This is a genomic window from Nonomuraea coxensis DSM 45129, assembly GCF_019397265.1.
In the GTDB taxonomy this organism is placed as follows: domain Bacteria; phylum Actinomycetota; class Actinomycetes; order Streptosporangiales; family Streptosporangiaceae; genus Nonomuraea; species Nonomuraea coxensis.
In genome coordinates this window covers 2,047,714-2,072,185 of record NZ_CP068985.1, presented here as the reverse complement: position 1 = coordinate 2,072,185, position 24,472 = coordinate 2,047,714, and the positions used below count along the sequence as shown (strand labels likewise).

At 72.4% G+C, this 24,472-nt stretch carries 23 protein-coding genes; 6 read left to right on the top strand and 17 right to left on the bottom strand.

The genetic code is table 11. The annotated features are described in order from the left end of the window. Nucleotides 1-380 precede the first annotated feature (380 nt). On the top strand, nt 381-1,118 hold the full coding sequence (locus Nocox_RS10020; RefSeq protein WP_020545757.1) for an AAC(3) family N-acetyltransferase: 738 nt from the start codon (nt 381-383) through the stop codon (nt 1,116-1,118). An 8-nt stretch (nt 1,119-1,126) separates the two neighbouring features. Here Nocox_RS10020 and Nocox_RS10015 read toward each other — a convergent pair whose 3' ends face one another. The 6 genes from Nocox_RS10015 to Nocox_RS09990 form a co-directional block, all read right to left on the bottom strand. After that, nucleotides 1,127-1,609, bottom strand: coding sequence for a GNAT family N-acetyltransferase (locus Nocox_RS10015; protein WP_020545758.1), 483 nt, complete (start codon nt 1,607-1,609; stop codon nt 1,127-1,129). A 147-nt stretch (nt 1,610-1,756) separates the two neighbouring features. Next, nucleotides 1,757-2,494, bottom strand: coding sequence for a 4-hydroxy-tetrahydrodipicolinate reductase (gene dapB, locus Nocox_RS10010; protein ID WP_026214881.1), 738 nt, complete (start codon nt 2,492-2,494; stop codon nt 1,757-1,759). A 66-nt stretch (nt 2,495-2,560) separates the two neighbouring features. After that, nucleotides 2,561-3,871 (bottom strand): M16 family metallopeptidase, encoded by a 1,311-nt coding sequence (locus Nocox_RS10005; RefSeq protein WP_020545760.1) that lies wholly within the window; start codon nt 3,869-3,871, stop codon nt 2,561-2,563. Further along, nucleotides 3,868-6,213: a polyribonucleotide nucleotidyltransferase gene (locus Nocox_RS10000; RefSeq protein WP_020545761.1), complete on the bottom strand. Its 2,346-nt coding sequence runs from the start codon at nt 6,211-6,213 to the stop codon at nt 3,868-3,870. Before Nocox_RS10000 ends, Nocox_RS10005 begins: the two co-directional genes overlap by 4 nt. Before the next feature lie 295 nt (nt 6,214-6,508). Beyond that, the gene (gene rpsO, locus Nocox_RS09995; RefSeq protein ID WP_020545762.1) at nt 6,509-6,778 is read right to left on the bottom strand and encodes a 30S ribosomal protein S15; all 270 of its coding nucleotides are present in this window, start codon (nt 6,776-6,778) and stop codon (nt 6,509-6,511) included. Between the two features lie 180 nt (nt 6,779-6,958). Beyond that, complete coding sequence (locus tag Nocox_RS09990) at nt 6,959-7,885, bottom strand: bifunctional riboflavin kinase/FAD synthetase (RefSeq protein ID WP_020545763.1); 927 nt, start codon at nt 7,883-7,885, stop codon at nt 6,959-6,961. An 81-nt stretch (nt 7,886-7,966) separates the two neighbouring features. Here Nocox_RS09990 and Nocox_RS09985 point away from each other — a divergent pair, with 81 nt between their 5' ends. Next, nucleotides 7,967-9,001, top strand: coding sequence for a TRM11 family SAM-dependent methyltransferase (locus Nocox_RS09985; RefSeq protein ID WP_020545764.1), 1,035 nt, complete (start codon nt 7,967-7,969; stop codon nt 8,999-9,001). Here Nocox_RS09985 and truB read toward each other — a convergent pair. From truB to rimP, 8 genes are all read right to left on the bottom strand, one after another. Next, nucleotides 8,998-9,867, bottom strand: coding sequence for a tRNA pseudouridine(55) synthase TruB (gene truB / locus Nocox_RS09980; protein ID WP_020545765.1), 870 nt, complete (start codon nt 9,865-9,867; stop codon nt 8,998-9,000). The genes Nocox_RS09985 and truB overlap by 4 nt on opposite strands. Continuing rightward, nucleotides 9,868-10,899: a DHH family phosphoesterase gene (locus Nocox_RS09975; RefSeq protein WP_020545766.1), complete on the bottom strand. Its 1,032-nt coding sequence runs from the start codon at nt 10,897-10,899 to the stop codon at nt 9,868-9,870. After that, nucleotides 10,896-11,375: a 30S ribosome-binding factor RbfA gene (gene rbfA / locus Nocox_RS09970; RefSeq protein ID WP_020545767.1), complete on the bottom strand. Its 480-nt coding sequence runs from the start codon at nt 11,373-11,375 to the stop codon at nt 10,896-10,898. Before rbfA ends, Nocox_RS09975 begins: the two co-directional genes overlap by 4 nt. A gap of 39 nt (nt 11,376-11,414) precedes the next feature. Continuing rightward, nucleotides 11,415-11,711 (bottom strand): DUF503 domain-containing protein, encoded by a 297-nt coding sequence (locus Nocox_RS09965; protein WP_026214882.1) that lies wholly within the window; start codon nt 11,709-11,711, stop codon nt 11,415-11,417. 120 nt (nt 11,712-11,831) lie between these two features. Next, nucleotides 11,832-14,957 (bottom strand): translation initiation factor IF-2, encoded by a 3,126-nt coding sequence (gene infB / locus Nocox_RS09960; protein ID WP_033410494.1) that lies wholly within the window; start codon nt 14,955-14,957, stop codon nt 11,832-11,834. Nucleotides 14,958-15,069: 112 nt separating this feature from the next. Next, complete coding sequence (locus Nocox_RS09955) at nt 15,070-15,378, bottom strand: YlxR family protein (protein WP_084685829.1); 309 nt, start codon at nt 15,376-15,378, stop codon at nt 15,070-15,072. Continuing rightward, the gene (gene nusA / locus Nocox_RS09950; protein ID WP_020545770.1) at nt 15,362-16,366 is read right to left on the bottom strand and encodes a transcription termination factor NusA; all 1,005 of its coding nucleotides are present in this window, start codon (nt 16,364-16,366) and stop codon (nt 15,362-15,364) included. Before nusA ends, Nocox_RS09955 begins: the two co-directional genes overlap by 17 nt. A 12-nt stretch (nt 16,367-16,378) precedes the next feature. Further along, complete coding sequence (rimP, locus tag Nocox_RS09945) at nt 16,379-16,864, bottom strand: ribosome maturation factor RimP (protein ID WP_020545771.1); 486 nt, start codon at nt 16,862-16,864, stop codon at nt 16,379-16,381. Between the two features lie 221 nt (nt 16,865-17,085). On the opposite strand from rimP, the gene Nocox_RS42910 reads away from it, so the two are divergent. Further along, nucleotides 17,086-18,075 carry a ferritin-like domain-containing protein gene (locus Nocox_RS42910; protein WP_020545772.1) on the top strand — a complete coding sequence of 330 codons (990 nt, stop codon included), beginning with the start codon at nt 17,086-17,088 and terminating at the stop codon, nt 18,073-18,075. A gap of 40 nt (nt 18,076-18,115) precedes the next feature. Here the strand turns inward: Nocox_RS42910 and Nocox_RS09935 are convergent, their stop codons facing one another. Both Nocox_RS09935 and Nocox_RS09930 read right to left on the bottom strand, forming a co-directional pair. Continuing rightward, a complete protein-coding gene (locus tag Nocox_RS09935; protein WP_085996055.1) occupies nt 18,116-19,861 on the bottom strand; it encodes a proline--tRNA ligase in 1,746 nt (581 codons plus the stop codon). Nucleotides 19,862-19,948: 87 nt separating this feature from the next. Continuing rightward, nucleotides 19,949-20,620: a hypothetical protein gene (locus tag Nocox_RS09930; RefSeq protein ID WP_020545774.1), complete on the bottom strand. Its 672-nt coding sequence runs from the start codon at nt 20,618-20,620 to the stop codon at nt 19,949-19,951. A gap of 134 nt (nt 20,621-20,754) precedes the next feature. Between Nocox_RS09930 and Nocox_RS09925 the strand changes: the two genes are divergently transcribed. Next, entirely contained in the window at nt 20,755-21,696 is a 942-nt protein-coding gene (locus tag Nocox_RS09925; protein ID WP_020545775.1) for an acyl-CoA dehydrogenase family protein, read from the top strand. Nucleotides 21,697-21,710: 14 nt separating this feature from the next. On the opposite strand, the gene Nocox_RS09920 is transcribed toward Nocox_RS09925, so the two are convergent. After that, a complete protein-coding gene (locus Nocox_RS09920; protein WP_020545776.1) occupies nt 21,711-22,196 on the bottom strand; it encodes a hypothetical protein in 486 nt (161 codons plus the stop codon). Between the two features lie 94 nt (nt 22,197-22,290). Between Nocox_RS09920 and Nocox_RS09915 the strand changes: the two genes are divergently transcribed. Then, entirely contained in the window at nt 22,291-23,358 is a 1,068-nt protein-coding gene (locus Nocox_RS09915) for an LLM class flavin-dependent oxidoreductase (RefSeq protein ID WP_020545777.1), read from the top strand. Then, nucleotides 23,358-24,416, top strand: a complete 1,059-nt coding sequence (locus Nocox_RS09910) for a hypothetical protein (RefSeq protein ID WP_020545778.1) — start codon at nt 23,358-23,360, stop codon at nt 24,414-24,416. Before Nocox_RS09915 ends, Nocox_RS09910 begins: the two co-directional genes overlap by 1 nt. Nucleotides 24,417-24,472 lie beyond the last annotated feature (56 nt).

Below are 24,472 nucleotides of genomic sequence, written 5' to 3'. Positions count from 1 at the left end.
TTTAAGTCGCGCACGTCTAACCCTCTCGTCCACGCCCCCTGCCTTTTCGAACCCGACCTTTCGGTCACGAGCGGTCGAGCATGACACAAGCCGCCTCTTACTTGGGGGATAGGACTGCTTACCAGGTGTTTACCAGCCGCGACTCGTTGCAGTATAGGGGACAACGTCCCCCCGCACCCATCAGGCACCCCTTCTGGTCAGTCACTATACCGGCGTACGCATGGTATTTATCCCTTCATGATCAACAGAACGACCAAGAATGACCGAACATCCAGAGCAGCACCCTCTGAGCGCGATCGGATTATCTTGTGACTACTAAGAGCCTTCAGTACCCGATGCATGCCTTCAACGCCCTAAGTCATGATTTTTCAGCTCTTGGGGTGGTTTTCGGGCAGGTCGTGATGCTCCACTCCTCGCTGCGCCGCGTCGGCCCGACCGAAGGCGGAGCCGCCACCGTGGTGGCGGCCCTGCGCGGGCTGCTCGGCGACGGCGGCACGCTCGCCGTCCCCGCCGGCACCGCCGGGAACTCCGACACCTCGCCCCTGTACCGCGCGGCGGTCGCCGGGATGACGCCCGAGGAGGTCGCCGCCTACCGCGCGCGCATGCCGGTCTTCGACCCCGCCACCACGCCGTCCCAGGGCATGGGGGTGATCGCCGAACACGTACGCACCCTGCCGGGGGCACGGCGCAGCGCGCACCCGCACACCTCGATCGCCGCCGTCGGGCCCAGGGCCGCGGAGATCACCGACGGGCACGCGCGGGACTGCCTGCTCGGCGAGCGCTCCCCCCTCGCCCGCCTGTACGACGCCGACGCCCACGTGCTGCTGCTCGGCGTCGGCTACGACCGCTGCACCGCCTTCCACCTGGCGGAGTACCGCCGCCCCGGGCGGCCTCCGCGGCGCACGTACCGGGCGGTCGTGGACGACGGGGACGGGCGGCGGTGGGCCGAGTTCGAGGACGTCGAGCTGGACTCGGGCGACTTCGCCGCGCTGGGGGCCGCGTTCGAGCGGACGGGAGCGGTGCGGCGGGGGCGGGTGGGGGCGGCGGAGGCGCGGCTGTTCTCCCTGCGCGCGGCCGTGGACCACGCCGTCGGCTGGTTCGACGCCCACCGGCCCTGAGGCGCCGCTCAGCGGGTGGCGGCGGCCATCACGACGCGGGGCGCGACCTCCAGGCCCAGCGCGCGCTCGTGCTCCACCAGCGCGCGCAGCTCCGGCCCCCACTCCTCCCCGGGGAGGACGGCGAAGCCGTGGCGGGCGTACCAGGGGGCGTTCCACGGGACGTCCCGATAGGTGGTCAGCGTCACGCGCGGGACGCCGATCGCGCGGGCGTGGTCGAGGACGGCCGTCACGAGCCGCCCGCCGATGCCGCGGCGCATGCTCTCCGGATGCACCGCGAGCTGGTCGAGATGAAGGTGCCCGTCCACGTGGCCCATCAGCGCGAAACCGGCCGGCGGCACGCCCTCGACCAGGACCAGCCCGGGATCGCCGGCCTCCTCGATCATCGTCGTGCCCGGCGGGAACGTGATGCCGACCTGCTCGAAGAGACGGTCGGCGGCCAGCTCGACCGGCACCAGACCGGGGAGCTCCTCCGGATCAGCCCATCGCACCATGACGACACGATCTCATCCTTCGGGCCGATCGCGCCCGCCGTTATTAGTGTGGATGATCGTAGGCCCGGCTGTGCGGAGCCGGGACCCTCTCCTCACGGCGTGCCCACCGGCCCATCAACTGGTGGGCACGTCGTGCGGCCGTGCGGGTCACAGGTCGAGCAGAGGCTCCAGGCCGATGGTGAGGCCGGGGAGCTCACGCACCCGGCGGACGCCGAGCAGGACGCCCGGCGTGAACGCCGAGCGGCTCATCGTGTCGTGGCGGATCGTGAGGATCTCGCCGTCGCCGCCCAGCAGGACCTCCTGGTGGGCGATGAGGCCGGCCAGGCGCACCGCGTGGACGCGCACGCCGCCGACGTCGGCCCCGCGGGCGCCGTCGAGTGCCGTGCTGGTCGCGTCGGGCATCGCGCCCGCCCCGGCCTTGGCCCGGGCCTCGGACACCAGCTCAGCCGTGCGGCGGGCGGTGCCGGACGGGGCGTCGGCCTTGTTGGGGTGGTGCAGCTCGACGATCTCGACCGACTCGAAGTAGCGGGCCGCCTGCTGGGCGAAGTGCATCATGAGCACGGCGGCGATGCCGAAGTTGGGGGCGATCAGGCAGTTGGTGCCGGGGTTCTCGCCCAGCCAGGCGCGTACGGTCGCCAGCCGCCCCTCGTCGAAGCCCGTCGTGCCCACCACCGGATGGATGCCGTGGGAGATCGCCCATTCGAGGTTGCCCATGACGACGTCGGGATGGGTGAAGTCGACCACCACCTCCGCGCCCGTGAGCCCTTCGACGGGGTCGTCCTTGTCGAGCGCGGCCACCAGCTCCATGTCGGGGGCCGCCTCGACCGCCTTGCACACCTCGACGCCCACGCGCCCGAGCGCGCCCAGCACACCTACCCTGATCACAGGGCAACCCTATCCCAAGGCACGCGAACGGCCCCCGCGCCGGGCGCGAGGGCCGTGCGCCGCCGTTCAGCGGATGGCGTCGGTGAAGTCCTTGTCGCCGTACGGGCCGATCACGGCGAGCGTGAGCGGCCGGTTGAGCACGTCACGGGCGATCGCGTCGATCTCCTCCGAGGTGACCGCCTCGATGCGGGCCAGCACCTCGTCCACCGACATGAGCTCCTCGTAGACGAGCTCGTTCTTGCCGATCCTGGACATGCGCGAGCCGGTGTCCTCAAGCCCGAGCACCAGGCCGCCGCGCATCTGGCCCTTGCCGCGCCCGATCTCCTCCTCGCTCAGCCCCTCGGCGACCACCCGGGCCACCTCGTCCCGGCAGATCTTGAGCACGTCGTCGATCTTCGTCGGCAGGCAGCCGACGTAGATGCCGAACTGCCCGGTGTCCGCGTAGCCGGAGGTGTAGCTGTAGGCGGAGTACGCGAGGCCGCGCTTCTCCCTGATCTCCTGGAACAGCCGCGACGACATGCCGCCGCCGAGCGCCGCGTTGAGCACGCCCAGCGCGAAGCGGCGGTCGTCGGTGCGGGCCAGGCCGGTGGTGCCGAGCACCAGGTTGGCCTGCTCGGTGGGCCGGTCGAGCACCCGGACGCCGGAGCGCGGGTCCGCGCCGGGGCCGCTGGTGCGCGGCGGCTCGTACTCGGCGGGGCCGCTCAGCGCGCCGGCCCGCTCGTACGCCCGCGCGACCAGCTCGACGACGTCCTCGTGCCGGATGTTGCCGGCCACGGAGACGACCGTGCGGCGCGGCCGGTAGTAGCGGTGGTAGTACTCGGCGATGCGCTCGCGCCCGAGCGCGTTGATCGACTCGACCGTGCCGAGGATGGGCCGGCCGATCGGCGAGTCGCCGTAGAGCGCGGCGGCGAACTGCTCGTGCACGACGTCCGACGGGTCGTCGTCGTGCATGGCGATCTCCTCCAGGATCACGCCGCGCTCGGACTCCACGTCGTCCTCGGCCACCAGCGAGCTGGTCACCACGTCGGCGAGGACGTCGACCGCGATCGGCAGGTCCTCGTCGAGCACCCGCGCGTAGTAGCAGGTGTATTCCTTGGCGGTGAAGGCGTTGATCTCGCCGCCGATGCCCTCGACGGAGGCCGAGATCTCCATCGCGTCCCGCGTGGGGGTGCCCTTGAACAGCAGGTGTTCGAGGAAGTGGGTGGCCCCCATGTGCTCGGGGGCCTCGTCCCGTGAGCCGATGCCGACCCACATGCCGACCGCGACGCTACGCACGGTCGGCATGGTCTCGGTCACCACACGCAGCCCACCGGGGAGGACGGTGCGCTTGACTTCCCCGGCTCCGTCCTTGCCGGGGTGCAGCGTGGTGGTTTTCACGAGTTTCGGTCGTCCCCCTCGCCGTTGGCCGAACCGCGGGTGCGCACGCGGGTGCGGGTGCGGCGCGGGCGCTCCGACCGGTCCTCGGCGGGCCCGGCGTCCGCGTCGGCCTGGGGGGCCTCGCCCTCGTCGCCCTCGGCCGTGGCGGCCTTGGCCTCGCGCTCGGCGGCCTCCTTCTCGATGACCTCGACCGGCACCAGGGACAGCTTGCCCCGGCCGTCGATCTCGGCGATCTCGACCTGGACCTTCTCGCCGACGCTCATGACGTCCTCGACGTTCTCGATCCGCTTGCCGCCGTGCAGCTTGCGGATCTGCGAGACGTGCAGCAGGCCGTCCTTGCCGGGCATGAGCGAGACGAACGCGCCGAACGCGGCGATCTTGACGACCGTGCCGAGGTAGCGCTCGCCGACCTCCGGCATGTGCGGGTTGGCGATGGCGTTGATCGCCGACCGGGCCGCCTCGGCGGCCGGGCCGTCGGTGGCGCCGATGTAGATCGTGCCGTCGTCCTCGATGGTGATCTCGGCGCCCGTGTCGTCCTGGATCTGGTTGATCATCTTGCCCTTCGGGCCGATGACCTCGCCGATCTTGTCGACCGGGACCTTGATCGTGATGATGCGCGGCGCGGTCGGGTTCATCTCGGCCGGCCGGTCGATGGCCTCCTGCATGACGTCGAGGATCGCCAGGCGGGCGCCCTTGGCCTGCTTGAGCGCGCCGGCCAGCACGGAGGCGGGGATGCCGTCGAGCTTGGTGTCGAGCTGCAGGGCGGTGATGACGTCACGGGTGCCGGCGACCTTGAAGTCCATGTCGCCCATGGCGTCCTCGGCGCCGAGGATGTCGGTGAGCGTGACGTAGGCGTCGCCCTCGCCGATCAGGCCCATCGCGATGCCCGCGACCATCTCCTTGAGCGGCACGCCGGCGTCCAGCAGCGACATCGTCGAGGCGCAGACCGAGCCCATCGAGGTCGAGCCGTTGGAGCTGAGCGCCTCGGAGACCTGGCGGATGGCGTAGGGGAACTCCTCGCGCGTCGGCAGCACGGGGATCAGCGCCCGCTCGGCCAGCGCGCCGTGACCGATCTCGCGCCGCTTGGGCGAGCCCACGCGGCCGGTCTCGCCGGTGGAGTAGGGCGGGAAGTTGTAGTTGTGCATGTAGCGCTTGGTGCGGTCGGGGTTGAGCGTGTCGATGACCTGCTCCATGCGCAGCATGTTGAGGGTGGTGATGCCCATGATCTGGGTCTCGCCACGCTCGAACAGCGCCGAGCCGTGCACCCGCGGCACCACGTGGACCTCGGCGGACAGCTCGCGGATGTCCTTGGTGCCGCGGCCGTCGATGCGCACGCCCTCGCTGATGACCCGGGCGCGCATGAGCTTCTTCATCACGGCGCGGAAGGCGGCGCCGATCTCCTTCTCGCGGCCCTCGAACTCGGGCAGCAGCTTCTCCGCGGCCAGCGCCTTGACCTTGTCGAGCTCGTTCTCGCGCTCCTGCTTGCCGGCGATGGTGAGCGCGGCGGCCAGCTCGTTCTTGATCGCGGCCTCGACGGCGGCGTAGGTGTCGTCCTGGTAGTCGAGGAAGACCGGGTATTCGGCCGTCTCCTTGGCCGCGACCTGCGCGATGCGCGACTGCGCCTCGCACAGCACCTTGATGAACGGCTTCGCGGCCTCCAGGCCCTGCGCCACGGCCTCCTCGGTGGGCGCGACCGCGCCCTCGGCGACCAGCTTGAGCGTGTCCTTGGTGGACTCGGCCTCGACCATCATGATCGCGACGTCGCCGTCGGACAGCACCCGGCCGGCCACGACCATGTCGAACGTGGCCCGCTCCAGCTCGGGGTGGGTCGGGAAGGCGACCCACTGGCCGTCGATCAGCGCGACCCGCACGCCGCCGATCGGGCCGGAGAACGGCAGCCCGGCGAGCTGCGTGGACAGGGACGCGGCGTTGATGGCGACCACGTCGTAGAGGTGGTCGGGGTGCAGCGCCATGATGGTGGCGACGACCTGCACCTCGTTGCGCAGCCCCTTGACGAACGACGGGCGCAGCGGCCGGTCGATCAGGCGGCAGGTGAGGATGGCGTCCTCGGACGGCCGGCCCTCACGGCGGAAGAACGAGCCGGGGATGCGGCCCGCCGCGTACATGCGCTCCTCGACGTCGACCGTCAGCGGGAAGAAGTCGAACTGTTCCTTCGGGGTCTTGGAGGCCGTGGTGGCCGACAGGACCATCGTCTCGTTGTCGAGATAGGCGACCGCGGACCCGGCCGCCTGCCGCGCGAGGCGACCGGTCTCGAACCGGATCGTGCGCGTGCCGAAAGAGCCGTTGTCAATGACGGCTTCAGCGGTGTGGACACCCTCCACGGGGGACCTCCTTGTGGTCGGTCTCCCGCGCCCTTTTTCTCACCGGCACCCTCGTTAGGTGCAGCGCCGGTCTTCGATCGAAGCGCCCGGTCACGTGCGTTCTTACCGGAAGCCACTACCGAGGACCGGCCCGCAGGCGTCGCGGGTCGCATGGTGCTGAGCGGACGCGGGGGCTGTGTGTCTCGGATCTTCAGTTGTACGTCAGGCGCGGGGCTGATTTCATCTCGCCACGCGCCTCACGCCGTTGCTCTGCTCCTATGAAGAAGGGAGCGGCGCGCGCCGCTCCCTTCTCATGTTATCGGCGCAGACCGAGGCGCTCGATGAGCGTCCGGTAACGCTGGATGTCGACCTTCTGCAGGTACTTCAGCAGGCGGCGCCGACGGCCGACGAGCAGCAGCAGGCCGCGACGGCTGTGGTGGTCGTGCTTGTGCGTCTTGAGGTGCTCGGTCAGCTCGCTGATGCGCTTGCTGAGCAGCGCGATCTGCACCTCGGGCGAGCCCGTGTCGCCTTCGGCGGTCGCGTACTCGCTGATGATGGTCTTCTTGGCAGCGGTGTCGAGGGACACGGCTCTCCTTCTATCTTCGGGCACGCGGGAATGTGACAAAAGCGCGAACGACCGTGCGTGCCTACAGTCGCCGCGTGGATGGCCGACGTGGGCGAACGCGCGCAAGCGCTGCCGTCACAGAGCCGACATGCAAGGCTACCATCCCGCACCCCGTGCTCGGGTGGACGCCGCGCCGGAGCCTCACCCGGTCAGCCGGCGGGCGGCCTCGACGTCCGCCTGGATCTGCTCGACCAGCGCCTCGATCGACTCGAAGCGGGTGTTGCCGCGCAGCCGGGCGGCGAAGTCGACCGCCACGTGCGCGCCGTAGAGCTCCAGGTCGTCGCGGTCCAGCGCGTACGCCTCCACCGTGCGCGGCACCCCCTCGAACGTCGGGTTGGTGCCGACCGAGATGGCCGCGGGCCACCGCTCGCCGGGGTAGAGCTCGGGCAGGTTGGCCACGGGCACGCACTCCAGCCAGCCGGCGTAGACGCCGTCGGCCGGGATCGCGGTATGCGGGGGCGTCTCGACGTTGGCGGTGGGGAAGCCGAGCTGCCGGCCCCGCTGGTAGCCGCGGACCACCACGCCCTCCACCCGGTGCGGGCGGCCGAGCAGCTCCGCCGCGCCCTCGACGTCGCCGGCCGCGATGCGCTCACGGACGCCGGTCGAGGACACGCCGGTCACCCGGGGCATGACCTCGACGGTGAAGTCGTACTTGTCGCCCAGCGCGCGCAGAGTCTCGACGTCGCCGCCGGCGTCCCGCCCGAAGGCGAACCCCTCCCCCACGACCACGACCGCCGCCCGCAGCCGCTCGGCCAGCACCGTCTGCGCGAACTCGGCCGCGCTGGCGCGCGACAGCTCCAGCGTGAACGGCACCACCTCGACGTCGTCCACGCCGAGCACGCGCAGCAGCTCGGCGCGCCGCCGGGCGCCGGTCAGCCGGGCCGGGCGCGTCCCGGGGCGCACGACCTCGTCGGGATGCGGCTCGAAGGTGACGGCCACGGCGGGCAGCCCACGCTCGCGCGCGACGGCCACGGCCCGCCCGATGACCCGCTGGTGGCCCCGGTGCACCCCGTCGTACACGCCGACGGTGACGACAGACCTACCCGAACCCTGCACGCCGGACCCCATTCGCTCGTCGCAAACCGAACCCCACAAGCCTGCCACGCGCCTGGCCGTGACCTCCAACCGAGGGGGCTACACTCGGCCATCATGCCTCGATACGCGCTTCTGATCCTGCCGGCGTTCAACCGGGTCTACGCCGACAGCTCCGTGCGGCTGACGAGGAGCGAGCTGGCCGTCTTCGGCGCGCGCGGGCTGCGGGCGGAGCCGTCCGGGAGCGAGGAGCACGCGTTCGGCGGCGTCCCCTACGTGACGTTCGAGACGGCCGCGCCGCTCGCGGAGTGGGACGTCGCGCTGCTGTCCAACCTGTCGTCGGTCTACGCGCTCTTCGCCGTCGAGGGCGAGGAGAAGGGCGAGCCGCTGCTGCGCCCGCTGCCGGTGCGGCCGCTCGACCGGCTGAGCAGCGACCTCATCACCATCCAGAAATACGCCGGCAAGACCAACGAGCACTTCACCAAGCTGCTGCTCAACGTCACCGCGCTGGCCTCGGGCAAGGGCCTCGGCGAGCGGCTGTCGGTGTTCGACCCGCTCTGCGGCCGGGGCACCACCCTCAACCAGGCCCTCATGTACGGCTACGACGCCTACGGCCTCGACGTCGACGCCAAGGACTTCGAGGCCTACACCGGCTTCATCAAGACCTGGCTGCGCAACAAGCGGCTCAAGCACACCGCCGAGGTCGTGCCGGTGCGCCGCGAGCGGGCGCTGGCCGGGCGGCGGCTCAACGTCACGTTCGGGCTGTCGAAGGAGGCGGTCAAGGCCGGCGACGTGCAGCACCTCGCCGTGGTCAACGCCGACACGCTCCGGAGCAGGGAGTTCTTCAAGCCGCGCTCGTTCGACCTGGTGGTGACCGACGCGCCCTACGGCGTCCAGCACGGCAGCAGGGGCGGCTCGGGGCTGTCACGCAGCCCGCTGGAGCTGCTGCGCCAGGCGGTGCCGGTCTGGGCGGAGCTGCTGCGGCCCGGCGGCGCCATGGGCATCGCCTGGAACACCTACGGCGGCAAGCGCGAGGAGCTCGCCGCCATCCTGACCGCCGCCGGCCTGCGGGTCATGGACTACCCCGACTTCGAGCACTGGGTGGACCAGGCGATCGTGCGCGACGTCATCGTCGCCGCCAAGCCTTCCTAGACGAAGACCGCGATCGGCCTGGCCGTCCGGCCCTGCTCCTCGACCAGCGCCAGCAGCGTGCCGTCCGGGCCGAACACGCCGATCGGCCCGTCGCCCAGCCCGGCGGCGGGCAACCGGCCGCCGTGGCCGACGGTCCTCGCCTCCTCCGCGGTGACGTCGCGGCGCGGGAACGCCGCGGCGACCGCCTCCCCGATGGGCAGGATCACGCACCGCTCGGCGAGCTCGTCGAGCGTCCGCGCCTGCGACACGTCGTACGGGCCGACGCGGGTGCGGCGCAGCCGCGTCAGATGGCCGCCGACGCCGAGCCCGGCCCCGAGGTCGCGGGCCAGCGAGCGGATGTAGGTGCCGCTGGAGCAGGTGACGACGGCGTCCACGTCGACCACGTCGTCGTGGGCGCGCACGCCGAGCACGTCGAAGGCCCGCACCGTGACCGGCCGGGCGGCCAGCTCGACCTCCTCGCCCGCGCGGGCCTTCTTGTAGGCCCGCCGCCCGTTGACCTTGATGGCGCTGACCTGCGGCGGCACCTGCATGATGGGGCCCGTCAGCGCCTCGACGCCCTTGCGGACCTCCTCCGCGGTGACGCCGGCCGCCGAGGCGGTCGCGGTGACCTCGCCCTCGGCGTCGTCGGTGTTGGTGGTGACGCCGAGCCGGATGGTCGCCTCGTACACCTTCTCGGTCAGCGTCAGGTGACCGAGCAGCCGGGTGGCCTTCTCCACGCCGACCACCAGCACGCCCGTCGCCATCGGGTCGAGCGTGCCGGCGTGGCCCACGCGGCGGGTGCCCGACAGGCGCCGCATCCTGGCCACCACGTCATGGGAGGTCCACTCGCCCGGCTTGTCGACGATGATCAGACCGCTCTCGGCCATCTACGCCTTTCCCAGCTCTCGCCTGAGTGCGGCCATGGTGTCCTCGACGCCGTCGTGCGAGGTGTAGCCGGCCGCGTTGTGATGGCCGCCGCCGCCGAGGGCCGCGCACGCGGCCCCCACGTCGACGGCGCCCTTGGACCTGGTGGACACCTGCCAGGCGCCCTCGTCGTCCTCCTTGAGCACGACCGCCACCTCGGCCTCGTCGGTGCGGCGCACGACGTCGATGATGCCCTCGATCTCCACGTACGGGAGCCCGTACGCGGCCCGGTCGACCCGGGTGACGTACGTCCAGACCAGGCCGTCCTCCAGCCGCACCCGGTCGAGCGCCGCCGCCAGCACCTTGAGGTAGGCGAACGGCGAGCGGTCCCACAGCTCGCGGGCGATCTCGTCGGTGCGCAGCCCCGTCGCGACCAGCCGGGCCGCCATCTGGTGCACGGCCGGGGTCGTGGACGAGTAGCGGAACGAGCCGGTGTCGGTGACCAGGCCCGCGTAGAGGCACGTGGCGATGTCGCGGTCGAGCCGCCCGCCGAGCCGGTAGATGAGCTGCTCGGCCAGCATCGCCGTGGCGGCGGCGTGAGGATCGACGAGGCCGAGCGTGCCGAACCCGGCGCCGGCCGGATGGTGGTCGACCACGATGACCTCGGCCGCCCGCGCGGTGTTGCCGCTGAGCAGCCCCAGCCGCTCGAACGTCGAGGAGTCGAAGGTGATCACCAGCTCGGGCGCGGCGGGGAACTCGGCCGGCGGCACCAGCATCTCCTGGCCGGGCAGGAACCGCAGCAGGCGCGGCACCGCGAAGTGCCGGTCTCCGAACGACGCGCTCACCCGCTTGCCCATGGCGCGCAGCGTGAACGCCACGGCCAGCATGGAGCCGAGCGCGTCGCCGTCGGGCGTGACGTGGCAGGCCAGCCCGATCTCGTCGGCCGAGTCGATCAGCCGCAGCGCCCGGTTCCACGCGCTCTCCGGGATGCCGCAGCCCGCACCCGCCCGGGTGCCCGGCGGCCGGCCGGCCCGGTCACGTACGTCGGGCGTCACGCCTGGTCGTCCCCGGCCGCGCGCTCGGCCCCCTGGACGTCGGCGAACTCGTCGTCCTCCTCCGGCTTGCGGTAGGGGTCGGGCTCGCCGGCGTAGGAGGCGCCCTGCGCCTGCCTGGCCACCTCGGCGTCACGCGCCCGCGCCGCGTTGATGAGGTCGTCCAGGTGGCGGGCGCTGTCGGGCAGCGGGTCGTGCTTGAACGTCAGCGTCGGGGCGAAGCGGACGCCGGTCTGGCGGCCCACCTCGGAACGGATGATCCCCTTGGCGCTCTCCAGGGCGGCCGCGCTGTCGGCCCGCTCGGCCTCGGAGCCGAAGACCGTGTAGAAGACCGTCGCCTCGCGCAGGTCAGCGGTGACGCGCGTGTCGGTCACGGTGACGAAGCCGAGGCGCGGGTCCTTGATCCGGCGCTCCAGCATCTCGGCGACGATCTGCTGGATGCGGTCGGCGAGCTTGCGCGCTCGTGCGGCATCCACCATGTTGGCTCCCCCTCACGCACGATCTGGCCGTGCAGTCGTTCAATCTTCGTCGTGGTACAGACGCTGCCTGGCCGACAGCAGCTCGATCTCCGGGCGGAAGGCCACCATCCGCTCGCAGGCGTCCATCACCTCTTTGCAGTTACCCGCAGAACCGGAAAGCACCGCGATACCGACCTCGGCTCTGCGATGCAGATCATGATGCCCGGTCTCGGCCACCGCGATGGCGGGGTAACGGCGGCGCAGCTCGGCGATCAGCGGCCGTACGACGGAGCGCTTCTGCTTCAGCGAGCGCACGTCGCCGAGCAGGATGTCCAGGGTCAGAGCACCCACATACATCGTCAGTCACCACCGCTTGGCCTGGTGTGCTGAGCGCGCGCCCGGCCTGCTGCGGTGGGGACCAGGCCAGAGCGCGCGAGAGGCGCCCGGCGGAGGTCCCGCCGGGCGCCCGGCCGCGTGTCACACGCGCGGCTTCTCCCGCATCTCGAACGTCTCGATCACGTCGTCGATCCTGATGTCGTTGTAGCCGACACCGATGCCGCACTCGAAGCCCTCACGGACCTCGGTCGCGTCATCCTTGAAGCGACGCAGGGACGAGACGGTCAGGTTGTCGGCGATGACGACGCCATCGCGGATCACCCTGGCCTTGCTGTTGCGGACGATCAGACCGGAGCGGACCAGAGCACCGGCGATGTTGCCGATCTTCGGCACCTTGAAGACCTCGCGGACTTCGGCGGTGCCCATCTGGACCTCTTCGAACTCGGGCTTGAGCATGCCCTTGAGGGCCGCCTCGATCTCCTCGATCGCCTGGTAGATGACCGAGTAGTAGCGGATGTCGACGCCCTCGCGCTCGGCCAGGTCGCGCGCCCGCGGCTCGGGCCGCACGTTGAAGCCGATGATGACCGCGTTGTCGTCGGCGACCGCCAGGTTGACGTCGTACTCGGTGATCGCGCCGACCGCGCGGTGCAGGACACGGAGCCTGACCTCGTCGCCGACGTCGATCTTGAGCAGGGCGTCTTCCAGGGCTTCCACCGAACCGGACACGTCACCCTTGATGATGAGCTTGAGCTCGTCGACGCGGCCCTTCTCAAGGTCGCTGAACAGCTCCTCGAGGGTGCGGCGACGGCTCGACTTCGCCATCTCGGCGCTGCGCTTGCGCGCCGCGCGCTGCTGGGCGATCTGCCGGGCCATCCGGTCGTCGGTGACGACGATGAAGTTGTCACCGGCGCTCGGCACGGCCGTCAGACCCATCACGAGGACGGGACGCGACGGCGTGGCCTCGTCGACCGGCTCGCCGGTGTCGTCGAGCATCGCCCGGACGCGGCCGAAGGCCTCGCCACAGACGATGGAGTCGCCGACGCGCAGCGTGCCGCGCTGGACCAGGACGGTCGCGACCGGGCCGCGGCCCTTGTCGAGGTGCGCCTCGATGGCGATGCCCTGGGCGTCCATCGTCGGGTTGGCCCGCAGGTCGAGCTCGGCGTCGGCGGTCAGCAGGATCGCCTCGAGGAGGTTCTCGATGCCGGTGCCGTTCTTCGCCGAGATGTCGACGAACAGCGTGCTGCCGCCGTATTCCTCGGCGACCAGGCCGTATTCGGTGAGCTGGGCCCGCACCTTGTTGGGGTCGGCCCCCTCCTTGTCGATCTTGTTGACCGCGACCACGACCGGCACGTCGGCCGCCTGGGCGTGGTTGAGCGCCTCGATCGTCTGCGGCTTGACGCCGTCGTCGGCCGCGACCACCAGCACCGCGATGTCGGTCGACTTCGCGCCTCGGGCACGCATGGCGGTGAACGCCTCGTGACCCGGGGTGTCGATGAAGGTGATCTTGCGCTCTTCGCCCTCGTGCTCGGCGGCGACCTGGTAAGCGCCGATGTGCTGGGTGATGCCACCCGCCTCGCGCGCCACCACGTTCGTGTTGCGGATGGCGTCGAGCAGCTTGGTCTTACCGTGGTCGACGTGACCCATGACGGTCACGACCGGCGGACGCGCGGCGAGGTCGGCCTCGTCGCCCTCGTCCTCGCCGAACTCGATGTCGAAGGCCTCGAGAAGCTCGCGGTCCTCCTCCTCCGGGCTGACGACCTGGATGTCGTAGTCGAGCTCGGCGCCGAGCAGTTGCAGCGTCTCCTCGTTGACCGACTGCGTGGCGGTCACCATCTCGCCGAGGTGCAGCATGATCTGCACGAGCGAGGCGGGGTTGGCGCCGATGCGGTCGGCGAAGTCGGACAGCGACGCGCCGCGCGGGAGGCGGATCGTCGCGCCGTTGCCGCGCGCGACCTGCACGCCGCCGATCGACGGCGCCGACATGTTGTCGAACTCCTGGCGCCTCTGCCGCTTCGACTTGCGCCCGCGGGCCGGACGGCCCCCGGGACGGCCGAAGGCGCCCGCGGTGCCGCCGCCACGGCCACGGCCACCGCCGCCGGGACGGCCGCCGAAGCCACCGCCGCCGCCGCCGGGACCACCGGTGCCGGTGCGCGGACCCGCGCCGCCGCCACCCGGACGGCCGGCGAAGCCGCCGCCACCGGGACGACCGCCGCCACCACCGGGACGGCCACCGCCGCCACCGCCGGGACGACCGCCGCCGCCACCCGGGCCACCGCCAGGACGGCCCGCGCCGGGACCGGAAGGACGGCCCTGCGGCATCATCATCGGGTTGGGACGCGGACCACCGGGACGCGGACCACCGGCGCCACCGGCGCCGGGACCCGGACGCGGACCGCCGGGGGGCGGGCCGGGACGCGGGCCGGGAGTGGGCCGGTCGCCGCCGCGACCCTGCGGCGGACGCGGCATCGCGCCGTCGCGCGGCGGGCCGTCGCGGCGGTCGCCGCGCGGACCGGGGCCGCCGTCACGCTGGCCGCCGCCGGGACGCTGCGGCCGGGGCGCCTGGCCCATGCCGCTGGCGTTGGACGAGAACGGGTTGTTTCCCGGACGCGGGCCGCGCGGGCCCGGCTTGGGACCGGGACGCGGGCCGCCGCCGCCTGGCGCGCCGGGACGCGGCGCCTGAGCGCCGCCGCCGCCCTGCTGGGCGGGACGCGGACCCGGCTTGGGGCCGGGACCGGGACGCGGGGCGGGGCCGGGACGCGGACCCGGGGTCGGCCGGGCGGGAGCGCCGCTCTCGAAGCGCGCCTGCGGAGCCGGGGACGCCTCACCGCGCGCGGCCTGCGGCTGCTGGTGAGGCATGGGAACCGGCGGACGGGGCTGCCCGCCTGCCTGCGGACCCTGCGGGCCCTGCGGACCTTGAGGACCCTGCGGGGCCTGGGGCCCGCTCTGCGGGCCCGGACGCGGACCGGGCCGGGGGCCCGGACGCGGAGGAGCAGGCATCGGAGCCTGCCCGCTGCCATTGCCGGCCTGGCCTTCCGCCGGCCGGTGCGCAGCCCTTGGCGGCTGCGGCCTGTTGGACGGCTGTCCGCCGCCTCTGGAGGGCCCACCCTTCGATGCGCCCAGAGCTTCGGTGAGCCTGCGGACCACCGGCGCCTCGATGGTGGAGGACGCCGAACGGACGAACTCCCCCATCTCCTGGAGCTTGGCCATGACGACCTTGCTCTCGACGCCGAACTCCTTAGCGAGCTCGTATACCCGGACCTTCGCCACTGCACTCCCTTACTCGGCCCGGGAGGCTGGCTGTGCCGTCCGGACCGTCGCTACCTTGACGTCTTCATCGCCGCGTGCTCATCAGGCGCTCATAGCAATCTGACTCCGCCCATCAACTCGGCGTCCTACATGACATGGGGTTCTCCTCCAGGTGTGCCCGCACGGGCGAGACGTCGAGCGGACCCGGCACGCGAAACGCGCGTGGGAACGCCCGCCGCCGCTCGGCGAGCTCCAGACAGCTCACGGCCGGATGCAGCGACGCACCTCGGCCAGGAAGCCGTCCTCGCAGGTCGGGGACCACGTGGTCTCCTACCCGCACCAGGCGGAGCAGCTCGGACTTGGCCGTGCGAACCCTGCAGCCCACACACGTGCGCTGAGGGCCCCCTCGGCCACCATATTCCAGCTTACCGCTTTGACGCATCTACGGAACCGGCGGCATCCTCCGCCTGTGTGTCCGGCCGGATGTCGATCCGCCATCCCGTGAGCCTCGCCGCGAGCCGGGCGTTCTGCCCCTCTTTGCCGATGGCCAGGGAAAGCTGGTAGTCGGGCACGGTCACCCGCGCGACCCGGCCGTCGAGATCGAGAACCTCGACATGGGAAACACGTGCGGGAGACAGGGCATTCCCGACGAACTCGGCGGGATCCTCGGACCAGTCGATGATGTCGATCTTCTCGCCGTGCAGCTCGGTCATCACGTTGCGCACCCGCGAGCCCACGGGGCCGATGCAGGCGCCCTTGGCGTTGACGCCGGGCTTGCGCGACCTGACCGCGATCTTGGTGCGGTGGCCGGCCTCGCGGGCCACTGCGGCGATCTCCACGGTGCCGTCGGCGATCTCCGGCACCTCCAGCGCGAACAGCTTCTTCACCAGGCCGGGATGCGTGCGCGAGAGGGTGACGGAGGGGCCCTTGTGGCCCTTCTTGACCTGCACGACGTAGGCGCGGATGCGCTCGCCGTGCACGTAGTCCTCGCCGGGCACCTGCTCGGCGTGCGGCAGGACGGCCTCGATCTTGCCGAGGTCGACCAGCACCACGCGAGGGTCCTTGCCCTGCTGGATGACGCCCGAGACCAGCTCGCCCTCACGGCTGGCGAACTCGCCGAAGTTGATCTCGTCCTCGGCGTCGCGGAGCTGCTGCAGGATGACCTGCTTGGCGGTGGTGGCGGCGATCCTGCTGAAGTTGCCCGGGGTGTCGTCGAACTCCCTGACCACCTCGCCCTCGTCGCCCAGCTCGGCGGCCCAGATCGTGACGTGACCGGTGGCGCGGTCGAGCTCGGCCCGCGCCTTCGAGGCCGCGCCCTCGGTGCGGAAGTACGCGATCAGCAGCGCGTCCTCGATCGCCTTGACCACCAGGTCGAAGGAGATGTCCTTCTCCCGTTCGAGGCTGCGCAGGACGCTCATGTCGATGTCCACGGCGGCTCCCCCTTAGCCTTCGTCGCCGTCGACGTCGTCGATGCGGCGGAACTCCACCTGGACCCGTCCGCGGGCCAGGTCCTCGTACTCAAGCCGGCGCGGCGCGCCCTCGACGTCGAGCTCGACGCCGGCGTCGTCCGCGGCCGTGATCCGGCCCTCCACCACGGTGCCGTCGCGCAACTCCGCCTTCACCAGACGCCTGGCCGCGCGACGCCAGTGGCGCGGCTCGGTGAGGGGGCGGTCGACACCCGGCGAGGAGACCTCCAGCGTGTAGGCCGCCTGCCCCATCGCGTCGTCGTCGTCCAGCGCCGCGGAGACGGCCTGGCTCACGTCGGCGACGTCGTCGAGGCTCACACCGCCGTCACGGTCGACGATCACGCGCAGCACGCGCCTCCTGCCCGCCTGGGTGACCGTGATGTCCTCCAGATCGAGACCTTCCGCGCCGACCACGGGCTCCAGGAGCTTCATCAGGTGGTCGCGGGGTGATGCGCTGCCCATATCGACCTCCCCTATTGTCATGTGTCAGCCGGGCGGACCTCGCCACTGGCTCCCCGCCGCCTGGCCGCTCAGCCAGCGACGACAGTTGACACCCTATCCGTACGAGGGCACGGAAAGAGCGCCACTCGTCTCGGTCGAATGGCGGAGCGTCGCCTGGCGGCGTTCGCGGGCTCAGACCGTACGATGCTATCTGCGTCAGTGACAACAGGAGGTTCCCGCTCGTGCGCCCGCGTCACCTCTCCCGTCGTGGCCTGCTGGCGGGCGGAGCGGCCGCGCTCACCGCCTGCAGCGCCTCCGGGCCGGCTCAGCCGCCCGCGCCCGCTCCCGACTCGCCCGAGACGGTCCTCGTGAAGAAGCTGATCGCGGAGAAGGAGCAGACGATCGCGCTCTACTCGGCGCTGATCGCGGACGGCGGCGAGCGGCTCGCGCCCTTCCGCGACCGCCACCAGGCGCACGTGAACGAGCTGCGCAAGCACGTCACCGGCCCGATCACTGCCGGCCCGAGCGGGTCGCCCGCCCCTTCTGGATCGCCTGCCCCCTCCGGCTCCGCCGAGCCGCGCAAGCCGTCGCTGTCGCGGCTGCGCGAGCTGGAGCGGAAGGCGGCGGCGCTGCGGCCCAAGCAGCTCGCGGCCGTCTCGCCTGGGATGGCACAGCTCATCGCGGGCATCGGGGCTTGCGAGGCCGCGCACGCCGTCGCCCTAGGAGGCCCCGCAGAGGGTCGCCCTGCCGAAGTCGCCGTGAACGGGGTGGCCGTGAACGGGGACGACCTGGAGAAGCTGCGCAAGGCGCTGGCCGCCGAGCACGCGGCGCTGTTCGCGTACGGGCTGCTGGGGGCGCGGACGTCGGGGGCGCTGCGGGAGCGGATGAGCGCGGCCTACGACGCCCACCGGGCCCGCCGCGACCAGGTGCGCGCGCTCATCACGGCGCGCGGCGGCAAGCCGGTGGAGGCGGAGGCGTCCTACGCGCTGCCGTTCTTCCCGTCGGACGCGAAGCTGGCGGCCCGGCTGGCGGCGCATCTGGAGGGCGGGGTGACGGCCGCCTACCTGGAGCTGGTGGCGGCCGGGGACGCCGGGCTGCGCAGGTTCGCGGCCCTGGCCATGCAGGAGGCCGTGACCCGCTCGTACGCCTTCCGCCCGGCCCAGCCGGCGGCGTTCCCCGGCATGCCGGCGCCGCCCGCGCCCGCCACCCCCGCCGCCCAGGGCGGCAACTGAGCCGTGGGCGCCCTGGCCGGCAGGGCACCCACGGCGAGGGTCAGGCGGTGACGGCGGCGATGACGCGGTCGGCGGCCTCGGCGAGCGGGATCTCCGACTTCTCGCCGGTCACGCGGTCGCGCAGCTCGATGACGCCCTGGGTGAGGCCGCGGCCGACGACCACGATGGTCGGGACGCCCAGCAGCTCGGCGTCCTTGAACTTGACGCCGGGCGAGACCTGCGGCCGGTCGTCCACGAGCACCCGCAGGCCGCGCGACTCCAGCTCGCCGGCCAGCTCCAGGGCGGCCTCCACCTGGTTGTCCTTGCCGGTGCCGACGATGTGGACGTCGGCGGGCGCCACCTCGCGCGGCCAGACCAGGCCGAGCTGGTCGTGGGCCTGCTCGGTGATGACGGCCACGGCGCGCGAGACGCCGACGCCGTAGGAGCCCATGGTGATGCGGATGGGCTTGCCGTCGGGGCCGAGGGCGTCGAGGCCGGCGGCGTCGGCGTATTTGCGGCCGAGCTGGAAGATGTGGCCGATCTCGATGCCGCGGTCGATGGACAGCTCGGCGCCGCAGCGGGGGCAGGGGTCGCCGGCGCGGATCTCGGCGGCCTCGATGGTGCCGTCGGGGGTGAAGTCGCGGCCCGCGACGACGTTGGCGGCGTGCCTGCCGGGCTCGTTGGCGCCGGTCACCCAGGAGGTGCCGGTGACGACGCGCGGGTCGACGAGGTAGCGGATGCCGAGCTCGCGCAGGACCTGCGGGCCGATGTAGCCGCGGACGAGGCCGGGGTGCCTGGCGAAGTCGGCGGCCTCGAAGATGGCGGGCTCGCCGGGGGCGAGCGCGGCCTCCAGGCGCTTGAAGTCGACCTCGCGGTCGCCGGGGACGCCGATGATGAGCGTCTCGGTCTTGCCGGAGCCGGGGGTGGTGACCTTGACGACGACGTTCTTCAGGGTGTCGGCGGCGGTGACGCCGAGGCCGTGGTGCTCGTTGACGTACGACACCAGCGTCTCGATGGTCGGGGTGTCGGGCGTGTCCATGACGGTGAGCGGGGGCAGGTCGTCGTAGGGGCGGGCGGCGGGCGCGGGCGTGGTGACCGCCTCGGCGTTGGCCGCGTAGCCGCAGGAGTGGCAGGCCACGAAGGTGTCCTCGCCGGTGGGCGTGGGGGCCAGGAACTCCTCGGAGGCCGAGCCGCCCATGGCGCCCGACTGGGCGAAGACGATCTTGTAGTCGATGCCGAGCCGGTCGAAGATGCGGATGTAGGTCTCGCGGTGCTGCTCGTACGAGTGCTTGAGGCCGTCGTCGTCGAGGTCGAAGGAGTAGGAGTCCTTCATCAGGAACTCCCGGCCGCGCAGGATGCCGGCCCGGGGGCGGGCCTCGTCGCGGTATTTCGTCTGGATCTGGTAGAGGGTGACCGGGTAGTCCTTGTAGGAGGCGTACTCGCCCTTGACCATGTCGGTGAAGAGCTCCTCGTGCGTGGGGCCGAGGAGGTAGTCGGCGCCCTTGCGGTCCTGGAGGCGGAAGAGCGTGTCGCCGTATTCGGTCCAGCGGCCGGTGGCCTCGTAGTACTCGCGGGGCAGCAGGGCGGGGAAGAGCACCTCCTGGGCGCCCATCCGGTTCATCTCCTCGCGGACGATCCTGGTGACGTTCTCCAGCACCAGCTTGCCGAGCGGCAGCCAGGAGTAGATGCCGGGGGCCACGCGGCGGACGTAGCCGGCGCGGACCAGCAGCTTGTGGCTCGGCACTTCCGCGTCTGCCGGGTCGTCCCGCAGGGTGCGAAGAAACAACGACGACATGCGCAGCAACACGGCTACTCCTTGCTCGAACCCGGTGTGAGGACTTACAGGCTATCGAGTCGGAGTGGCCGCTCGCTCGGGCTTAAGCGCGCGGGGGCCTCAGGCGAGGGCCGGGAGCCAGCCCGTGACGAACATCCCCAGCCACACCGTGAACAGCCCGGAGAAGAGCATGGACAGCGCGAGGGCGCGGGCGCGGGAGCGGGCGTTCCTGCGCAGCGCGAGCACCACGGCGACCGCCAGCAGGCCGACCAGCAGGGCCGGGACCGGCCAGAAGGAGCGCTCGGCGTCCATGAGGCCGGGGGTGGCGCGGTCCACGACGTCGGCGATGAGCGCGGCGCCGACGCCGCCCGCGGCCAGGTCGCCCCAGCCGTCGTCCCTGCGGGTGACATAGGCGAGCAGGCCGAGCCCCACGAGCAGGGCGAGGACCCAGTTGAGCCCGGCGGCGCCGCCGCCGAGGTCGGCGAAGGGCAGGTCGGTGCGGAAGGCGCTCGCGCCCATGGCCGCGACCAGGGTCGAGACCGCCGCCAGGAACGTGGTCACCAGCGCCCATCCGAACCCGGTGGCGGTCGCGCCGACGGCGAGCGCCAGGGCGAGGTAGGCGTAGGGCTCGTAGAGCTGGCCGATCCAGCCGGGGCCGCGACCGGCGATGAGCACGCCGACGAGGCCGACGACCAGTCCTCCGAGGAAGGCCGCGACCAGATGGCGTTCGATGCCGCGCTGGCGCCGGTCGTACTCGGCGAAGTCGGCGTACTCGATCGTGGTGTTGTTCATGTCCCTTTCCCTGGTCAACCCCTCCCCCAGAACCTTCTGGAATTGGCCTGTTTCAGATTATGTGAACCTACACAAAAGGCAAAAAACGGTCATTCCTCTACCAAAACAAGCAAGTGCTTGGTTAGCATGGCGGCGTGTCGCTTCCCGAAGAACTCGGTGCCCTCGTCCGCGACCACCTCGCCGCCCGCCCCGGCGCGTCCTGGGAGGAGCTGGCCCGGGACGTGGGGGTGGCCGGGCTGCTCGTCCCCGAGGAGCACGGGGGCGCCGGCTGCGGTCCCGCCGAGCTGGCCGCCGTGGCCGAGGAGATGGGACGCGCGCTCTCGCCCCACCCCTTCCTGCAGACCGCGGTCATGGCGGTGGCCGCCGCGAGCGCCTGCGGGGCCGCCGGCCTGCTGAGGACGATCGCCGGCGGCGGCGTGACCGCGACCGTGGTGCTGCCCGGCGACGCGGAGCTGCGGCTGGCGGGCGGGCGGCTCAGCGGGGTGGCGCCGTACGCGCCGGCGGGCGAGCTGGTGCTGCTCTACGCGGGCGGGCAGCTCGTGGAGGCCGTTCCGACGCGGCGGGAGGCGTACCTGACGATGGACGAGAGCCGGCCGCTGCAGCGGCTGACCTTCGAGGACGTGCCCGTACGGCGGCTCGGTGACGGGACGTCGGCGGAGCGGGTGCGCGACCTCGGGATCGCGGCCCTGGCCGCCGAGCAGGTGGGCGGCGCCCAGCGGTGCCTGGACATGGCGGTGGCGTACGCGAGGACGCGGGTGCAGTTCGGCCGGCCGATCGGGGCCTTCCAGGCGGTGAAGCACAAGCTGGCGGACGTGCTGCTGCTGGTGGAGTCGGCCAGGTCGGCGGCGCGGGCGGCGGCGGGGGACGCGGTGGCGGCGGCGGTGGCGGGGTCGTACTGCACGGAGGCGTATCTGGTGGCGGCGGGCGAGAACATCCAGGTCCACGGAGGGATCGGGATCACCTGGGAGCATCCGGCGCATCGCTACCTCAAGCGCGCCACCTCCGACGCCCAGCTCTTCGGCCCGCCCCAGGCGCACCGCGCCCGCCTCGCGCCGACGGTCCTCGGCGAGCCGTGACCCCGCGGGCGGCCTCAGCCGCCGAGCAGCTCCTCCCAGGGGTGGCGGGTGTTGGTGCGGCGGGTGGTGTCGAGCGCCTCGGCGAGGCGCCAGAAGCCGGGCCTGACGCGGGCGCGGGCGCGTCCCATGGGGTCGATGGCGCGCAGTTCGACGCGGACGCCCATCACGTCCAGCACCGCCGTGGCGGCGCCGCCCGGACCGGCCTCGGTGACGAGCGGCCCGTCGTGGCCGGGGTCGAGGACCCGCTCGGCCAGCAGGCCGGCCACCTCGGAGGCGTAGGGCCCGTCGCGCCACTCGATGTGCCAGGTGTGGTCGCCCCCGCGCCACCAGGTCAGGTCGCGGCACGACTCCATGAAGTCGGTCTCGGCCGCCAGCGCCGCCATGACCCGTCCGAACGCCTCGTAGCGGCGCGCGCTCGTGAGCGAGAGGTCGTCACCGTCGAGGCCGGGATCATCGGCGTCCTTCGGCCGTCTCAGCGCGTGCTTTCGCTTCACGAGCATCCACTCTGATCGCGCCCGCGCCCTTCCCGCAAGTCCTCGCCGCTGATACGCTCTACCAAGCGAGCGCTTGGTTTCCTACTGTGCCGGAGGCGCGATGACGTCCCTACGGATCAGCCTGGGGTACGAGCTGGAGGTCCGCGGCCGCACCCGCGACGTCGAGCAGCAGGCGTTCCACAACGTGGTCGAGCAGGTCGTGCTGGGCGACCGGCTGGGCTTCGACACCGCCTGGTTCGTGGAGCACCACTTCACCAGGGGCTTCTCCCACTCCTCGGCCCCCGACCTGGTCCTCGCCGCCCTCTCCCAGCGGACCGGGCGCATCCACCTGGGGCTCGGGGTGGTGCTGCTGCCGTTCCAGTCGCCCATCCGCACGGCCGAGCGCGTCGCCACCCTGGACGTCCTCAGCGGCGGCCGGGTCGAGTTCGGCACCGGCCGCGGCGCCTCCCCTCTGGAGTACCAGGCGTTCCAGCGGCCGTTCGAGAAGTCCCGGCAGATCTGGGAGGACTCGCTGGAGGCCGTGCTCGCGATCTGGAACGCCGACGGCGAGCCCGTCAGCCGCTCGACCGAGTTCTTCGAGATCCCCGACGTCGCCGTCTACCCGCGCCCGGCCCAGCGGCCGCACCCGCCGGTGTGGGTGGCCTCCACCTCCCTGGACGGCTACCTCGCCGCCGCCAGGCACGGCTACAACCTGCTCGGCATGACCATGCTCAAGGGCATCGACGACGTGGCCGCCGACATCGCGCGCTACCGCGAGTGCCTGGCCGAGAACGGCTTCGACCCGGCCACCCGCCGCGTCGCCCTCATGATCCCCTGGTACGTCGCCCCCACCCGCGACGCCGCGACGGCCACGGCCGCCGACCCCGTCCTGTGGTACATCCGCCGCCAGGTCAACCTGGTCACCCCGCCCGACTACTACGACGCCCGCCACGCCACCCACCGTGTCCTCGGCCAGCTCGCCGCCGGGCTGCCGCCGGAGGAGGCGATGGCCACGCTGCGCGAGCACCTCATGGTCGTGGTGGACGACGTGGAGGGCTCGCGCAAGGCCCTGGCCAGGATCGCCGAGGCCGGGGCGACCGACCTCATCATCCAGGCCCAGGTCGGCGGGCTCGCGCACGAGCGGGTGTGCGAGTCGATGACGCTGTTCATGACCGAGGTGGTGCGCTGATGGGCCGGTGGCTGACGCGGGACGACCTCGGGTCCGCCGCGGGCTCCGCCACCGGGCTGCTGCTGGTGTCCCCCGACGCGGCCAGCGCCTTCCCGCTCGGCCCCGAGGACCGGCGGGCGGCCGCCGAGCTGACCGCGGCGGCCCTGCGCGCGGCCGGGGTGGGCGAACGGGACCGGGTCGCGGTGGCGCTCGCCGAACCGGCCGGCGCGCTGTGGGCCGCCGCCGCGGCCGAGGTCGCGCAGGCCGCCGCCGGCCTCGGGCCGCGCGGGCGCATGCGGCTGCACCACGCGCTGTCAGCGCTGCGGGCCACGACGCTGGTCGCCACCCCGACCGGCGCGATGGACCTCCTGGCCCGCCTGCACCTGGAGTTCCTGCTGGACCCGCTGGATCTGGGGCTCGCCCACATCGTCCTGACCGGCGAGATCGCCTCCAAGCGCACGCTGGGCCACCTCGCGGGCGAGTTCGGCGCCCGCGTCACCGAGGTGTACGCGAGCCCCTTCGGCGGCGCCGCGCTGGCCTGGCGCGCGGCCGAGGAGGATCCGCTGACGCCGCTCGCGGACGGCCTGCTGGGCCTGGCCGCCCTCGCCAAGGACGCCCCGGCCGACCCCGGCGCCCCCTTGGCCGAGCTGGTCGTCACCCCGCGCGGGCACGCCGCGCTCGGCGACGCGACATTGAGGACCGGCCACGTCGTACGGGCCGGCGCCGGCCTGCCCGCCCCCGCCCACACCGTGGGCGACCACGTGCTGGTCAGGGGCGTGTGGCTGGCGCTGCCCCGCCTGGAGAAGGCGCTCGCGAAGATCGACGGCGTGGCCGGCTGGGACCTGGCGATCAGCCGTCCGGGCACGCTGGACTCCGCCGTGCTCACCGTGACGTTCGGCCGTGAGAGCCTGATCGGCAACCCGATGTGGCGCGCGCGGATCCAGGAGGCCGTGCGGGCGCTGACGCCGGTCTCGATCGGCGTGGAGATCGCCCCGGGGGCGGCCGAGGGGCCGCGGCCGGGCACGGTGACCGACCTGCGCGGCCACCATCTGGGCAGGGACCGGGCGCTCGTCACCTAGGGGTGGGCATGGCACCGATGGGCACGGCACGAGTGGGCACGGCACCGATGCCGGAC